The organism is Rhodopirellula sp. SH410 (assembly GCF_055811895.1).
Window position 1 is genome coordinate 1,316,385 of record NZ_CM147949.1, and the last position, 15,897, is coordinate 1,332,281.

At 59.0% G+C, this 15,897-nt stretch carries 12 protein-coding genes; 8 read left to right on the top strand and 4 right to left on the bottom strand.

The genetic code is table 11. From position 1 onward, the window contains the following. Positions 1–320 precede the first annotated feature (320 nt). Positions 321–1,706, top strand: coding sequence for a tRNA modification GTPase (locus SH410x_RS05055; RefSeq protein WP_473677246.1), 1,386 nt, complete (start codon positions 321–323; stop codon positions 1,704–1,706). A gap of 127 nt (positions 1,707–1,833) precedes the next feature. Next, a complete protein-coding gene (gene queF / locus SH410x_RS05060; RefSeq protein WP_473675198.1) occupies positions 1,834–2,202 on the top strand; it encodes a preQ(1) synthase in 369 nt (122 codons plus the stop codon). Positions 2,203–2,352: 150 nt separating this feature from the next. On the opposite strand, the gene SH410x_RS05065 is transcribed toward queF, so the two are convergent. Together SH410x_RS05065 and SH410x_RS05070 are read right to left on the bottom strand one after the other, a co-directional pair. Next, on the bottom strand, positions 2,353–3,537 hold the full coding sequence (locus tag SH410x_RS05065; RefSeq protein ID WP_473675200.1) for a cysteine desulfurase family protein: 1,185 nt from the start codon (positions 3,535–3,537) through the stop codon (positions 2,353–2,355). 10 nt (positions 3,538–3,547) lie between these two features. After that, the gene (locus SH410x_RS05070) at positions 3,548–4,060 is read right to left on the bottom strand and encodes an SET domain-containing protein (protein ID WP_473675202.1); all 513 of its coding nucleotides are present in this window, start codon (positions 4,058–4,060) and stop codon (positions 3,548–3,550) included. 279 nt (positions 4,061–4,339) lie between these two features. Between SH410x_RS05070 and ruvX the strand changes: the two genes are divergently transcribed. Both ruvX and SH410x_RS05080 read left to right on the top strand, forming a co-directional pair. Then, positions 4,340–4,870 carry a Holliday junction resolvase RuvX gene (gene ruvX / locus SH410x_RS05075; RefSeq protein WP_473675204.1) on the top strand — a complete coding sequence of 177 codons (531 nt, stop codon included), beginning with the start codon at positions 4,340–4,342 and terminating at the stop codon, positions 4,868–4,870. A 215-nt stretch (positions 4,871–5,085) separates the two neighbouring features. Beyond that, complete coding sequence (locus SH410x_RS05080) at positions 5,086–6,903, top strand: C25 family cysteine peptidase (RefSeq protein ID WP_473675205.1); 1,818 nt, start codon at positions 5,086–5,088, stop codon at positions 6,901–6,903. A 195-nt stretch (positions 6,904–7,098) separates the two neighbouring features. Here SH410x_RS05080 and SH410x_RS05085 read toward each other — a convergent pair whose 3' ends face one another. Then, complete coding sequence (locus SH410x_RS05085) at positions 7,099–8,340, bottom strand: Glu/Leu/Phe/Val family dehydrogenase (protein WP_473675207.1); 1,242 nt, start codon at positions 8,338–8,340, stop codon at positions 7,099–7,101. 338 nt (positions 8,341–8,678) lie between these two features. Then, a complete protein-coding gene (locus SH410x_RS05090; RefSeq protein WP_473675209.1) occupies positions 8,679–9,191 on the bottom strand; it encodes an NUDIX hydrolase in 513 nt (170 codons plus the stop codon). A 596-nt stretch (positions 9,192–9,787) separates the two neighbouring features. Here SH410x_RS05090 and SH410x_RS05095 point away from each other — a divergent pair. From SH410x_RS05095 to SH410x_RS05110, 4 genes are all read left to right on the top strand, one after another. Further along, positions 9,788–10,015, top strand: coding sequence for a FeoA family protein (locus SH410x_RS05095; protein ID WP_473675211.1), 228 nt, complete (start codon positions 9,788–9,790; stop codon positions 10,013–10,015). Beyond that, a complete protein-coding gene (gene feoB / locus SH410x_RS05100) occupies positions 10,015–12,078 on the top strand; it encodes a ferrous iron transport protein B (protein ID WP_473675213.1) in 2,064 nt (687 codons plus the stop codon). Before SH410x_RS05095 ends, feoB begins: the two co-directional genes overlap by 1 nt. A gap of 257 nt (positions 12,079–12,335) precedes the next feature. Continuing rightward, positions 12,336–12,962, top strand: coding sequence for a 3-keto-disaccharide hydrolase (locus SH410x_RS05105; RefSeq protein ID WP_473675214.1), 627 nt, complete (start codon positions 12,336–12,338; stop codon positions 12,960–12,962). 936 nt (positions 12,963–13,898) lie between these two features. Further along, positions 13,899–15,884, top strand: a complete 1,986-nt coding sequence (locus tag SH410x_RS05110) for a flotillin family protein (RefSeq protein ID WP_473677247.1) — start codon at positions 13,899–13,901, stop codon at positions 15,882–15,884. Positions 15,885–15,897: the final 13 nt, after the last annotated feature.

Sequence of the window (15,897 nt, forward strand, 5' to 3'; positions counted from 1 at the left end):
CGTACTTCACTGTGGGGCGGGTCCCAGGGTGGAACGTGCCCATGGACGACAGAGCGTAGCAAGGTGTCGTCCATCGCGTGCAACAACCTGGGTGCACCGCGTTTCCCAATGCTGCCCAACATGCTAAACAACGGCGATTGCGAGGTGAATAACAGCGAACCGCACGATTCGCACTCGCACCTTAGCCCTGACCAATAGGCCTGCGGCCCGAAAACGGTTGCTCGAATTGTGTATAACGGACCGTCTCACGCTCCCGGCCAGCGATCTCCATCAGGATTCTTCCCATTCGCCAGTTCACTGTTGACGACACAATCGTAGCGATCGCCTCGCCGCTCGCCCCTGCGGCGCGCGGCATTGTGCGGATCTCGGGTGACTGCGTCGTGCCGATTTTGCAACGGGTCGCGTTGCTGTCTGGGGATCAATGCGATGCTCATTCGCGGCGTTTCTCGGCGTCGTTGGACTTAGGCGGCGCGCTGGGGGCGCTGGACATCAGCGTGCTGCTCTGGCCAACCCCGCGCAGCTACACCGGCCAGCCCTCGGCGGAACTGCACCTGATCGGATCGCTTCCGCTGCTCGATGCCGTTGTCGATCGGTTGATCGAGGCCGGAGCGAGGGCGGCTCGCGCCGGTGAGTTCACGATGCGTGCTTTTCTGGCTGGGCGTATGGATTTGCCGCAAGCCGAAGCGGTCCTCGGTGTGATTGACGCCGAGGATCCGGACACGCTCGATCAAGCACTCTCGCAGTTGGCCGGAAACTTATCGCGGCCCCTGCAAGCGGCCCGCAGTGAGTTACTCGACCTGCTCGCGGATGTCGAAGCCGGACTCGATTTTGTCGACGAGGACATCGAGTTCGTCACGGACGAGCATTTGCTTCAACGACTCGGCGAGCTCCGTGAGCGATTGTCATTGACCGCCGAACAGCTTCGCGAACGATCCGCATCCCAGTCCGCACTTGAAATTGTCTTGCGTGGTCTCCCCAACGCCGGCAAAAGCTGCCTACTGAATGCTCTTTCAGGCACTGAGTCTGCCATCGTCACCGCGCAGGCGGGGACCACTCGCGACAGTATTTCAGTGAACTTCGAAGTCGACGGCCACTCGATTCGGATGACCGATACAGCAGGGATCGAGTGGCGTGCTGAGCATGAACCGGACTCGGCAGTGCTCGCCAAGGCACAAACGCAGGCGATCGAGGCAGCATCCCGGGCGGATATCTGTTTGTGGTGTGTCGATGCGAGTGACCTGAATCCAGACAGTGCACTGGAGCAACTGAAAAACGCCCTCGATGCCTCCGGGGGCTATAAGGCATCGATCGAGCACTGGCTCGTGCTGACGAAAACGGACTTAGCCTCTGGGCCACCATCGTGGTCTGATTCGGTAAACAGTTTGGGGGTCCCGATCCTGGCGACCAGTACACTGACGGGCACCGGCATCGGTGCGTTGCAAGCCCGGATATTAGACGCTGCCGAACGCTGCGATCCCACCGAGACCGGTGGCGTGATCGGCACAGCGGCCCGCTGCCGCGATTCGCTCACCGCCGCCAGCGGCGCCATCGGGAGGGCGATCGAAATGACCGCGTCGCAGGCAGGCCACGAGCTCGTCGCGGCGGAAATTCGCGCCGCTGCGTCCGCCATCGGCGACGTCACTGGCGAGGTCTACACCGACGATCTGCTCGATCGCGTCTTCAGCCGATTCTGCATCGGTAAATAATCCGCGTCTCGAGTCCCCTTTTCGAGGCGATCCATCCGAGTACAACAACACCTCGTTCCCCTGTTTGCCGATGTTCGGCTCACGCTGGGGGCGTGTTCCTCATCCTCTCACGTTTGACCCTCTCTCAGTGAATTCCCAACCCTCTGATTTCCGTGATCTGTTGGAAGTATTCGACAATCCGGCGCCGCAACGAAACTTCTCGATCGAACATCATTGCCCTGAGTTCACCTCGGTATGCCCCAAAACGGGGCAACCTGACTACGGCGTGATCGTCTTCACGTATGTGCCAGACCAGGTTTGTGTGGAGCTGAAGAGCCTCAAAATGTATCTGCAGCGTTTTCGCAACGAGGGTATTTTTTATGAAGCGGTCACCAACCGCATCCTCGACGACTTCGTGGCCATCGTTCAGCCACGCCGACTGCGGGTGGAGAGTCGCTGGACACCTCGCGGCGGGCTGAACAGCAATATTATCGTTGAGTATCCCGACCCGGGCTAGGATTTTTCCAATCCGTGCGTGGTGCTCCGCGATCCCCGTTGTCGGATGATCCCTCGAAGACGCCGCACCCGAATGAATTGTGCCTGTCGCGAAATCGGTCGCGAAATCGATGGTAACGTCCACGTCAATCTCATCGGAGACAGAGCGGGATTACGAATGTGACGCGTACTCGCAGGCTTCGGCAATCAGGTCGACGGCGCGGTCGATCTGTTCGCGACTGGTTGTCCATCCGACTGAACACCGAACCGTGCGACCGATCTGTTGCTCGGTTCGCCCGATCGCGCGGAGCACGCGTGTGATCTCGTCGGGTGGGCTTTCTGACTGCGCCGCCGCAACGACAATCTGTCGCGCGGCCTTCTGAACTCGTTTCGCTTCGGAGGTCAGTTCGATGGCGACCGTGTTGGGCAGTCGGTCGACATGCTCGGACAACACCTCAATGCGGCTATCGAGCGTCGAACGCAGCCCATCGATGAGTCGTTGGCAAAGTTCTTGCAGTGTCGCCTGGGCTTCGTCAACACAGCGGGCGGTCATCGCGGCAGCGGCCCCGAGGCCAACGATGCCGGGCACGTTTTCGCTGCCCGCACGCATGCCCATCTCACGGGGCTCTCCGAATGAAATCGAATGCAGGTCCAGCCCGCGGCGAACAAACAACGCGCCACTTCCCTTGGGGCCGTAGAACTTGTGCGCGGTCAGTGACAGCGTATCGACGCGCAGCTGGTGCACGTCGACCGGGATGCGTCCCACCGCTGCGGTGGCGTCGCAGTGAAGTCGGATCCCACGGCTGTGGCAACGATCAGCAAGCTCTCGGATCGGCTGGATCGTTCCCACGACGGAATTGGCCAGTTGGAGGCACGCCAGGCGTGTCGTGGGTTCAAACCGCGACGCAAACGCCTCCACCGAGACCCGTCCCTGACTGTCACAGGGGACCCAATCCACCCGCCACCCGAGTAGCCGGAGGTGCTTGGCCGCCGCAATCACCGATTCGTCTTCGACTTCGGAGACCAAAGCGTGAGGCGGTGGCACGTCGGAGTTGCAGGGAAACCTAGGGTTTTGGTCTCGCGAATCGCTGCCCGCATGACAAATCATCGCCGCCCCGAGCACGCCGAGATTATTGGCTTCGGTCCCGCCGCTGGTGAAAACGACCTCGAAGGGGTCGCAACCGAGCACCAGCGAAACGTTTTCTCGGGCGCTCTCAATCGCCTCGCTAACCGCCGAAGCGTGCACATGCGATTGAGACGGCAGCATGAAATGCGTTGACCAAAAGGCCTGCATCGACTCAATGACCGAGGGGGCCATCGGCGTCGTTCGACTGAAGTCCAGGTAAATCAGCGACACAGGTACAGGGCTAGCTCGATTTCTTTTTGCGTTTCTTGGCCAGCCGTTTCATCTTCTTGAGCTCGTCCTCAGACACCACCCAGCCCCGACAATTCCGCGCACCGCAGCGGCAGCGGGGATTCCAATCGAAGGCTTCCCAGGCGTAATCAAACGTCAACTGCGTCTCCGCTTCGATATTGCAAATCGCGACCACCCCAAGCGACGTTTTCGTCAGTTGGATTAATTCGCAATTTGGGCTGCAGGAGTGGTTCATGAACGCACCGGGCATGCTGGGCTCCAGATACCATTTGGTATCCAAATCCATCACATATTCGCTGCCTTCGTAGTCTTTTTTGCTGATCAGTTGGCCGGTAACCTCCATCACCAATTCGCCTGGCAGGAACTGACGCACAGCAAAAACACCGTGTCCACATTTGCCCGTTGTGCGAACTTCGACGTCGTCGTCCCAGTAGGAACGGTAGGAGTAGTCTTTGTCGACGACAGCTTGCAGTTTTTTTCGACGTCGTTTGTCCAAGGTGATCATGCAGTGTTCTAGGATGAAATAAGTAAGGTGTGATCGTCCATTGTCGACCGACGGCTCCGCCCGTTGCGGGCAGTTCAGCGGCGAATCAGCCCGGACGGGCGGAGCCGTCTGGCTACAATCGTTGACACATTGCCCAAGCAGCGGAGGCCCCCTAGTTTCATCAACGGGGTGCCAAGCGTCAACGCAGCAATTTACCGAATTTTCCAATCACTTCGTTCAGCCCTCGTCAATTCACCGTTGACAACCTCGCGAACCTGCACTTCACTCGTGCTCATGAACATGCTTCCACTCCCAATCGACAATTCGTTTCCTGCCCACGGCCGCATCGCGGCAGTGGATTACGGCACCGTCCGAATTGGGATCGCCGTCTGCGATCCCGATCGGATTTTGGCCAGTCCGCTTGAGGTGCACACCGTCACCCAGCCCGACGCGGGGGGATACGAGGCCGACGAGCAGTATTTTCAGAAGCTCGCTGCCGAGGAACGCGTTGCCGCGTGGGTCGTCGGGTTGCCGATCCACTGCGATGGTGGCGAGAGTGACAAAAGCACGCAAGCACGCAAGTTCGCACTGTGGCTGAGCGAGGTGACCCAATTGCCGACGCGGCTGTTTGACGAACGATTTACCACGGTCGCGGCGAACCAGAGAATCCGGCAAGCCAAGACGACGCGTAAGAAAACAAAACAACGAATTGACGCGATCGCCGCCCAGGTGTTGCTCGAATCCTTTCTCGAGGCATGTCGCTACCGCGGCGAAATTGCTGGCCAGGACGCAAATGAAATTGCTGCGGGCGGCGATTCCTTGGTAGATTGACGTAGGGCGGGACCATGGTCCTGTCCGAAATCCTCCCAAGCGTTCACGCGATCAGGCGGCTATTGATCGAATCGACGTTAGCCTCGCAATTGTGAGCCGGGTGTCCTCAGGCACTGCTCAGGCCACCCAACCGCGCCGCTAACACGTCTCGGGTCACAAAATCGCTATCGGACGGCTCACCCCGTACCGCTACCATCTAAATAAGGACACTCCACGTGCTATCGCGACGCGTCCAGTTGAGAAACGGCCCAGCGGCCCCGCAAGGGCTTAGGAATGAGCGGCACCGACGTGGCCGCACGCTCGCGGGGCCGAATGATCGACCGCGGAGCATTCAACCACGCATCCAGACAGGGGGGCTTCGCTCGCTGCTCGGCGTGGCCTGCATGCTCGTGATCGCATCGGCGAGTTCGGCCGCCGACGTCGTTGTCGTATGTGCGGACAGCTTTCGCGAGTCACTTGAGCCATGGTGCCAACTCCGCCGCGATGAGAATCTGACGCTCGCATTCTGTCGCCCGTCCCGCACGGCCGAGGAGACGTCAAAACGGATTCGCGAGGCCGCCGATGTCTCGACGCGGTACGTTGTGCTCGTCGGCGACGCTCCACCGTTTGCACCTCGACACCAGAACGATGCTGCTCTCGATAGGCTTGCCGGACCGGAGGCGGATCGCCTCACGCGGATCCCTGTGTTCTACCTGCCCTCGAAAGTGACCGCCGCATTTGGTTCAACGCCGACGTACCCGTCGGACCTGCCCTACGGCGATTTTGACAGCGACGGCGTCAGCGATGCGGCCGTCGGTCGCCTGCCCGTCGTAACGCCGGACCAGCTCGCTGGTTTAGTCCAACGCATCTTGGTTTACGAATCGTCTCAGGATTTCGGGGCTTGGCGACGTAGTTTCCAACTCACCGCCGGCGTCGGGGGCTTTGGGATGTTGGTCGACGGAGCGATTGAATCGGTCACTCGTACCGTTTTAACGAGCGTCTTGCCCGCGGACGCGAAACCGCAGATTGCCTACGCCAGCCCCGGTCATACGTTTTGTCCACCGCAGGCTTCATTCAGCGACGCGGTGCTGGGGCGGTACCGAAACGGGGCGAGATTTTGGGTCTATGCCGGACACGGGAGTGTCGACCAACTCAATTTCCTTACCCGATCTGAACACGATGCGACTGCCCTGGCCGCTCCAACCCAGAGGCGAGCGACGAATGACAGACAATGGCAAGTCGAGTCGTTGCTGGACAATCAAACGGTCGCGAGATTGGTCGCCCCACCCGGTCGGACTCCGATCGCAATCGTGTTGGCATGCTACGCGGGAGCCTACGACGCACCGGGCGACTGCTTGTCAGAACGAATGTTGCTGACGCCGGGGGGGCCGATTGCCGTGATTGCCGCGAGTCGATTGACGATGCCCTATGGCAACGCCCGGTTCGGACTCGGCCTGCTGGAGTCCGCATACCAAGGTATCGATCACGCCGACGCCCCTGAACGATTGGGCGATGCGATGCGGGCGGCCGTACGCAATTTGCAGATCCAACAACCGGGCTCAACAACACAGATGATGGTCGATGGCTTGGCCACTTTGATCTCTCCAGCGGGCGTGCAATTGGCGGACGAACGCAGCGAGCACGCAGGTTTATATCAACTGCTTGGCGATCCCACACTGAACCTCCAGGCGCCCCATCCGCTATCGATCACCGTGAACTCGACCACGCCCACCGCCGGATCATCCAACGCCGCAGCGGTCCCGAGTAACACCGTCTGTGTCAGTGTGACCAGTCCGATTGCGGGCACGCTGACGGTGTGTGTCGATCGCCCCCTGACTACGGTCTCCGCCCCGTCCGCCGAAACAACTGCCAATGCAACGGACGATCCGCATGCCTGCACGCTCGGCTACATGACGATACCCATCGATGGGCACATCGCGGGCACCACGACGATCACCCTCCCGGAGGATTGGAGCGGCCCAGTCGTGGTCCGTGGTTTTGTGCAAGGCCACGATGGTTGGGCCAGCGGCGCGGCACGGACGGTGGTGGATTAGACGTCGGCTCGGTCCGCCCGCAGGGGGACACTGCTGTGAGGCAATTTACGCTCTTAGTACGGGGGTATTGCCCCGTTTGAAGCATCCTTCCGGTGAACGTGTTCGCCGGAATGCTTGGCTGGGACAGTCGTAGTCGGCTGGGTGATTGCTCGCTCGGGACAAGGGGCCCAAGCTACGGTCCCAAGCGACGAAACGCTACGCCAAGCCTGCCAATTCGGTTGCCCGTTTGACGCGTGAGATGCCGATCATGTAGGCGGCCGTGCGCAGCGAAACATCGTGCTGCGCGGCCATCTGCCAAACCGACTCGAACGCGTCGTTCAACGTGCGATCGAGTTCTTGACGGACGCGGTCGAGCGACCAGCGGTAGTGCTGGCGGTTCTGCACCCACTCGAAATAGCTCACCGTCACCCCGCCCGCATTTGCCAAAATGTCAGGCAGCACGGTCACGCCCCGTTCATTGAGTATTTTGTCGGCTGCCGGATGCGTGGGGCCGTTGGCTGCCTCGACGATCACCTTGGCCGTGATCGCATCGACGTTTTCTTCGGTGATCACACCACCGAGGGCCGCCGGAATCAAAACGTCCACATGATCGAGCTTCAACAGTGCATCGAGCGGCAAGTGTTCGGCATCGTCAAAACCCTCGAGCAGCCCCTTGGGGTGCGCCAGTTTATGCCTGAGCAACTTGGGAATGTTCAATCCATCGGCATTGAAGTAGGTGCCCGTGATGTCGGAAACCGCTACGATCGGAAATTGGCCTTCGTGCAAGAACTTGGCCGCATGCGAACCAACATTGCCGAACCCCTGGATGGCAACTCGCGACTGGTCCGCCGACATGCCGAGCCGTTTAACCAGTTTCTGCGTCAGCGTACCGACACCGCGTCCGGTTGCTTCCTCACGCCCGCGGGCACCGTATTCTTCGACCGGTTTGCCAGTGATCACGGCCGGATTGAAGCCGTGATATTTTTCCCACTGGTTGCGAAACCAACTCATGACCTGGTGGTCCGTACCCATGTCGGGTGCTGGAATGTCGGTGTCGGGGCCGACGATGTCGTGGATTTGGTCGACAAAGGCACGTGTCAATCGCTCGATTTCGTTCTTTGACAGTTTCGCCGGATCCACACCGATACCGCCTTTGGCACCGCCGTAGGGCAGATCGACGACGGCAGTCTTCCACGTCATCAAACACGCCAGTGCACGGGATTCGTCCAAGTCAACTTCGTGGTGATAGCGAAGTCCGCCCTTCATCGGCCCCCGGGCGTGATCGTGCTGGACACGAAAGCCGACAAAGTTCGCCAGATGCCCATCGTCGCGACGGATGGTCACCTGGACCTGAATCTCGCGGTCAGGCATCAGCAACACCTCTCTCAGCTCTTCGCTGATGTCGAGCTGGTCAGCGGCCTGATTGAAAAAGTAACGCGTCGCTTCAAAGGCTTTCATGATGGACTTTGCAAAGAAGATAAGTATCAACCCGGGGAGGCGTCGCCCGCCGGTTGGGTTTCGTCGACAAAACGTACCCAACGATAACCCCAACGGCCACGCAATGCACCCACTACCGGCGCCGTAAGATCGACCCGCCGCCCGAAGCGGTCGCCGGACCGATGCTGCGAGCAGGGTGCATCGATGCCATGGTAGCGGCCCGGCGGGGAAAGCCTCCATCGCCATCGCAGCGGCGCGGGAAGGAGAGCGGAAAATTAGTGGCCGAACGCTCCGCGGTCGGGATGGTCGACCGCGGAGCGTTCGACCACAATTTCAGACAGTAACTTCCCGCGCGTTTCTTAGTACCCCAGCAGGAAGTGCTGGAGACCGACGAGCGTTTTCGAATCGCGAATGTACCGCCCCCGAACAAGCCGCTCCACTTCCTGACGCCCGACCACACGCGTCACAATTCGTTCGGTAGCCTCCAGTTGCTGTTCGCCAGCGGTTAAACCTCGGGCGACGACCATCTGCATCAGCTCGTTGCCAAGTCCCGGTGCTGAGTAGAACTCGCACACCACCTCCAGCTCTTGGGCGTGATAGCCTGTCTCCTCAACGAGCTCCCGGGTTGCCGTTTCCAGCGGTGTTTCCCCTGGATCTCGCGTCCCAGCAGGCAACTCCAGCAGCGTCTCGCCGACGCCGGTGCGTTCATTTTCAATCATCACGATCGTATCGGCATCGAGCAAAGGCAGCAGCACGACCGCACCCGGATGCCGGACGTACGCCCGCCGATGCGTCTGACCATCTCGCGAGGGCAGCTCCATTTCCACCACATCAAAACGAGAAGTTTGCAGTAAAACGGTGAAATCAGACACGTTCGTCAGCTCCTATGAGTAGGGTTTCGGTTGAGTAGGGTTTCGGTCTCGATAACAACAACGATCGGCGTTTTGCCGCCCCAGACTGACGGGAGAATCCATTTTGACGACACGATATTGAGCCGAATGCCGTAAGGCATCGGGTACCCCCCACTGCGCCGAATGCCGTAAGCCATCGGGTACCCCACTGAGCCGAATGCCGTAAGGCATCGGGTACCCCACTGAGCCGAATGCCGTAAGGCATCGGGTACCCCACTGCGCCGAATGCCGTGAGCCATCGGGTAACCCCACTGAGCCGAATGCCGTGAGGCATCGGGTACCCCACTGCGCCGAATGCCGTAAGGCATCGGGTAACCCACGGCACCCGGCCGCCTATCCACCTCGGCCCAAGCAACCCACCGCCCCTAAAAGTGAAAACTTAAAAAAATTCTCATTCGTAGAACAACCCACTAGGCTACGGCTTGGCAAGCGCCTACACTGATCTAAACGAGAATCATTCTCAACTAGCGAGTTTTTCGGCAGGCAGTTTCTCTGAGAGGAGGATTGTAGGCCGTTCGAACGACGCTCCCGCCTCGATTCCAACCTCAGCGCAGCCCATGTTCAGCGAAGTCAGTCTAGAACATTTCATCGGCACCAGTGGCGAAATTGCGCGACTGGATCTCCCCGAAGCGTGTGCCACTCGTCTGAAGGCGCTCGGTCTGTTTGCAGGCCAGCAGGTACAGTTGTCACGTACCGGTAATCCGCTGATCGTCAAAGCGGCCGGTGGTAAGGTCGCCGTCGCCGGTGAGATTGCACGCGGTATCTACATGCGAGTGGCCTCCTGATGAGTACGTCGGTCGAGTCGACCGAATCGCAGCCCGGTAATACGTCGACACCAAAGAACGCGGGGCCGCCTGTCGTCGCGATGTTGGGAAATCCGAACGTTGGCAAGACGTCGATTTTCAACCGCCTGACGAACCTGCTCGCTAAGACCTCGAATTTCCCCGGCACGACGATCGATCGCCGCATCGGTCGTGTTGAACTGAGCGCCAGCAAATCGGTCACGCTCGTCGATCTGCCGGGCATGTATTCGTTTGAGCCCTCATCGCCGGAGGAGCAAGTCGCTCATGACTTTGTTCTCGGCCAGTCCGACATGGTGCCTGACGCGGTACTGATTGTTGTCGACGCCACGCACTTGCAACGCACCCTCTTCATCGTGCGGCATGCCCTCCAGCAGGGCCGACCGACCATGGTGGTGGTCAACATGATCGAAGTGGCGCGGCGGCGGGGGATTGAAATTGACCTCAATACGCTCGGCCGCAAACTCGGCTGTCCGGTCGTGGGTGTCTCGGCGCGAACGGGCGAGGGTTTTGATCGACTGAAATCACAACTCGACGTTTTGTTGTCCGGTCCTGCCCTACCGATGCTGATCGGTGACGCGTCAGCGAAGTGCCCGCCACAACCCGCTGAAAACGTGCTGACGGTCGTTTCCACCGATGAATCATCATGTGGATCCTGCCGGATTTGCCCATTCGCCGACGGTCACCAATGGGCGTCGGCGTTGGCGCGTGAGAGTATCGTTGACGGCAGCGTGGTGTCCGACGAAACGGCCGACCGGGTCGACCGCTTTTTAACACACCGTTGGTTCGGCATGGCCGTGTTCGCGATCATCATGGTGATCGCATTCTCGCTGGTGTTTTGGATCGCGCAGGTTCCGATGCAGTGGCTCGATGAGGGCTTTGCCGCACTCGGCTCCGTCGTCAGTCAGTGGTTGCCTGAAGGCGACTTCCAAAGTCTCGTCGTCGACGGGATCATTGGCGGCGTAGGCGGCGTGGTGGTATTTCTGCCCCAGATCCTCATCCTGTTCTTCATGTTGGCGATTTTAGAAGACTCCGGGTACCTGGCCCGGGCCGTCGTCGTGGTTGACCGCTGGATGCGGCGAGTTGGCTTGCCCGGACAAGCGTTTGTGCCACTACTGGCCGCTCACGCGTGTGCGATTCCAGCCATCATGGCCACAAAAGTCATCGAGAACCGCCGCGATCGCTTGGCCGCGATCATGGTCATCCCGCTGATGACCTGCTCGGCGCGTTTGCCGGTTTACACGATGCTCGCCGCGATGTTATTCCCGGACGATCCACTCCTGGCCGCGGGGCTGTTTGCAGGGGCATATGTACTCGGCATGGTCGCTGCCTTCGTCGTCGCCTTTGTGCTCAAGCTGACCTTGTTGCCGGGCCAGCCATCGCCATTGATCCTCGATTTGCCACACTATCGAACGCCGTCCATTCGCAACGCCCTGCGATATTCGTACGAACGCGGATGGATGTTTTTGCGAGACGCGGGCACCGTGATCCTGTTGATCTCAATCGGTATTTGGGTACTTTCGACCTATCCCAAACTCTCCGATGAACGCTTTGAAACGGAGCTGGCAGCGAGCCAGGTCGCGGTCGATCAAGTCAGCGAGAGCGAACTGGAAAACATGCGTGCGGCCGCCGATCAGGAGCACGCGATCATTGGTCGGATGGGACAGGTCGTTGCACCGGTCTTCGAGCCCTTGGGGTTCGATTGGAAGATCAGTGTGGGCGTCATGACGAGCTTTGCCGCTCGCGAGGTGGTCGTGTCGACACTCTCCATTCTCTACGGCCTCGGCCCTGAACCCGAGGAAGGCTCGACGCTGCAACATCGGCTCACGGCGGCCACGTATCCCGACGGCCGGCGTGTGTTCACGCCCGCCACCTGCGTCAGTCTGCTCGTGTTTTTTGTGCTGGCAATGCAGTGTTTGCCGACGCAGGCGGTCACGAAAAAGGAAACCGGCTCGTGGAAATGGGCAGCGTTTCAGTTCGGATACATGACCCTGCTCGCCTACGCTGCCGCGTTTGTGGCCTATCAAACGATTTCGATGCTCTCGTAGCTTTTGACTCTCTAGCTTACCTCGGTTCGCTGCTTGAACTATATTGCGGGGTTCATGTCTGGAAGTCGCTCATGATGTGTTTACGAACGAGCACAAAGGGACTGTCTGAATTGGTGGTCGAACGCTCCGCGCTCGACCATCCCGACCGCGGAGCGTTCGGCCACTTATGTTCGGCTCATTCCGTCTACCCGTAGCGGCCTCCCCCACCTATGCGCCCTCCCGGCGTTCTTCAAGTTTGGACCTTTAGAAAGCTCAATATGACTAGCCTGATTCGACGTTCGTTCCTCTGTATTGCTACGCTCGCTCTGCTTTGCGGCGGAAGTGTTTCGGCTCAAGAGACCGACAAATGGACCTCATTGTTCGATGGCAAAACTCTCGACGGCTGGCAAAAAGTGGGTGGTGACGACAGTCAATGGGAGGTCAAAGATGGCGAAATCCGTGGCTCAGGAAATCCATCCATGCTCGTCTCCACGACCGGCCCGTACACGAATTTCCGCTATCGCGTGGAAATGAAGATCAACGACCACGGCAACTCCGGCTTGTACTTCCATACCACCGAAAAACCAGGGTTTTTGGACGGCTACGAAGCCCAGGTTAACAGCAGCCACACCGACCCGATCCGCACCGGATCACTCTACGGCATGTGCCACGTCTACCACGAACTCGTCAAACCCGACACTTGGTTCACCTACGAAATCGACGTCAAAGCGGACAACTGGCGAGGCCGGGATATGCTGCGGATCAAATTCATCGTCGACGGCAAGGAACTGTACGAATACCTGGACTTCGAACAGACCTTCCCATCAGGCTACTTTGCCTTCCAACAGCACGATCCCGGTAGCAAGGTCAGCATCCGCAAAATCGAAGTCATGCCGCTGAAGTAAACGGTGTTTCCGCGAGAACCCGCCGCAGAGGCCCGGGCTTAGTCTGGGCTGTTAAAACTTCGGGGTTGACGTCGGTTTCTGTTTACGCAGATTTTGTTCCATGAACTTGCTGCTGACTTTAGCCCGGAGGGCGGCATATGAATTGCCGGTGGCGTCAGCCACCGGACTGAAACTGAACTTACGCTGCTAGCCCGGAGGGCGACACAAGGACACATGCAGGCCAGTTGTGTCGCCCTCTGGGCTAGCTGGCTATGAGGCCTCTGACACCGGTGGCTCACGCCACCGGCAGGTGATGTGCCGCCCTCCGGGCTGAAAAAGCGGAACAAAACCCATGCCCGTTTCGCTGCCGTCAGCCCCAGAGTTTTAACAGCCCGGGCTTAGTCCCAGGCTTAGCGGCGTGTTGATTTCATGAGCCGCGTGAGCGGCCGGGTGGTTCGCCTGCCCCGATGCCGGGCAGCATTCGGCTCGCCAGTACCGGCCCAAGTTTCGGCTCGCTCGGCAGCCTGGTCGTAAGAGCGACAGCATCGCAGGCACGTGTTTGGCATGTCGCGGTCGCGACGGTCGATTTGGGAAGAGCCAAGGCTGTCATCCCCGGGGAAAATCTCTGCCATGCTCCCGACGGGCGGAACCGCCGGTCGACAAGGTGCAAACTTCGGGAGATTCGCGAAAAGCCCCCGCCAAAGTGCTGTTTGCGACCTAGGTTGAATTAAGATGCCCCGGGTCGCGGTGCAGAGGGCGGAGTTTCTCCCAAAGAATTTGCGCCTTGTTTGCCGTTGGATTTCAGCCCAGCTCTCTTGACCCCGTTCCACTTCACCTGCCTCTTTGACAAAAGGGATAATTCCCATGCTTGCCGCATTAATCACCGATTCCTACATGACCGATGGAATTATCGTGTTCATTGTGGGGGCAATCCTGGTGATCCTCTTCATCCTCGGGATGATGAAGCATTACTACATCAAAGTCGGCCCGGATCAAGCGATCGTGAAGTCAGGGCGTGGCGGGGTGGAGGCGGTATGCGGACAGGGCATGTTCGTCATTCCGCTGATCCATCAATACGAATTCATGGATTTGACGCTCAAGAGCTTCGAGATCCACCGGGAAGGAAGCGCGGGGTTGATCTGCCGCGACAACATTCGGGCGGACATCAAAGTCGCCTTCTTTATCCGAGTCGCGAACTCGCCGGCGGAGATGAAAGAGGTCGCCGAAGCGATCGGCGCGAAACGTTGCAGCCAAATTGAAACGCTGCGTGAACTCTTTGACGCCAAGTTCAGCGAAGCACTCAAAACCGTTGGGAAACATTTCGACTTCATCGATCTGTACGACCAACGCGACAAGTTCAAGGACCAGATCCTCAAGGTCATTGGTACGGACCTGAACGGATACCGGCTCGACGATGCCGCCATTGACTACCTCGAACAGACGCCCTTGGAGTTGCTCAGCCCCAGCAACATTCTCGACGCAGAAGGGATCAAGAAGATCACTGAGCTGACCTCGATGGAAAAGGTCAAAGAGAACCAATTCACACGCGACCGAGAGAAGACGCTCAAGAAACAAGACGTCGAAGCCCAAGAAACCATTCTCGCGCTCGAGCGGCAACGTGTCGAAGCGGTCGAGAAACAATCCCGTGAGATCGCTGAAATTACCGCACGGGAACAAGCCGCAGCGACCAAGGTGCAGCAAGAACAGCGACTCGAAGCGGAGCGTGCCCGCATCCAGACCGAAGAAGAGATCGGCGTCGCTGAAGAGAACAAGGCTCGCCAGATCTTAGTCGCCCAACGCAATAAAGAGAAAACCGATGCGGTCGAACAAGAGCGTGTGACCCGCGATCGCGACCTCGAAGCGACCGAGCGTCTACGCGTTGTCGGTGTTGCAGAGGTGGAAAAAGAAAAAGCAATCGAAGTGGAACGACGCAACATCCAAGAGGTGATCCGCGAGCGCGTGGCCGTCGAACGGTCCGTCGTCGAAGAACAGCAGCGGATCAAAGACACCGAAGAATTCGCGACTGCCGATCGTGCCAAAAAGGTGCAGATCACGGCGGCTGAAATGAAAGCCGAAGAAGAACGAATCCGGCAGACCAAGTTGGCGCAGGCGGAGAAGGAATCGAGCGAATTGATCGCCGAAAAGATCCGCATCGAAGCCGAAGCCAATCGCGACGCGGCCGAGAAACAGACGGCCGCCAAGAAGATGCTCGCCGAAGCCGAGACGGCGCAGTCCGCAGCCCTCGGGTTGGCCGAAGCACAGGTTCAAGAGGCCAAGGCCGCATCACTGGAAAAAGAAGGGCTTGCCGAAGCCAAGGTGTCACGCGAGAAGTACAGTTCCGAGGCGACCGGTATCACCGAGAAGGCCGAGGCGATGAAGAAACTCGACGGGGTCGGCAAGGAACACGAGGAATTCAAACTCGGCCTGGCCAAAGAGAAAGACGTCGAAATCGCTGCCATCCAAGCTCAGCGTGGCATCGCCGAGAGTCAAGCGGGCGTGATCGGAGAGGCCCTGCGAGCCGCTCGTATCGACATTGTTGGTGGCGATGGTGAGTTCTTCAATCAAATCACCGCCGCGGTCAAGGGCGGCAAAGCGATCGATCGATTTGTCTACAACAGTAAAGTCGCCACGGATATCAAGGACACCTTCTTTGATGGGAACGCCGATTACTTCCGCAGCCAAGTCCAAGATCTGGTCGGGCAGTTCGGACTCGATACCGATGGTATCAAGGATCTGTCCATCGCCGCGCTGATCGCCAAAATGCTGGGCATGGCGTCGACGGACGAAATGCGAAATCAACTGACCAGTTTGCTCAGTATCGCGGCGACCGCCAACGTCACCGATCAAAAGGCAGGCCGCCTGTTGGCCCGATCAAGCGGCAAGGATGAAACCACCGTTGCCGCCACACTGGTCAAGAAGGCCAAACCAACCGCCAAAGGTTAATCGGTAAGCCAAA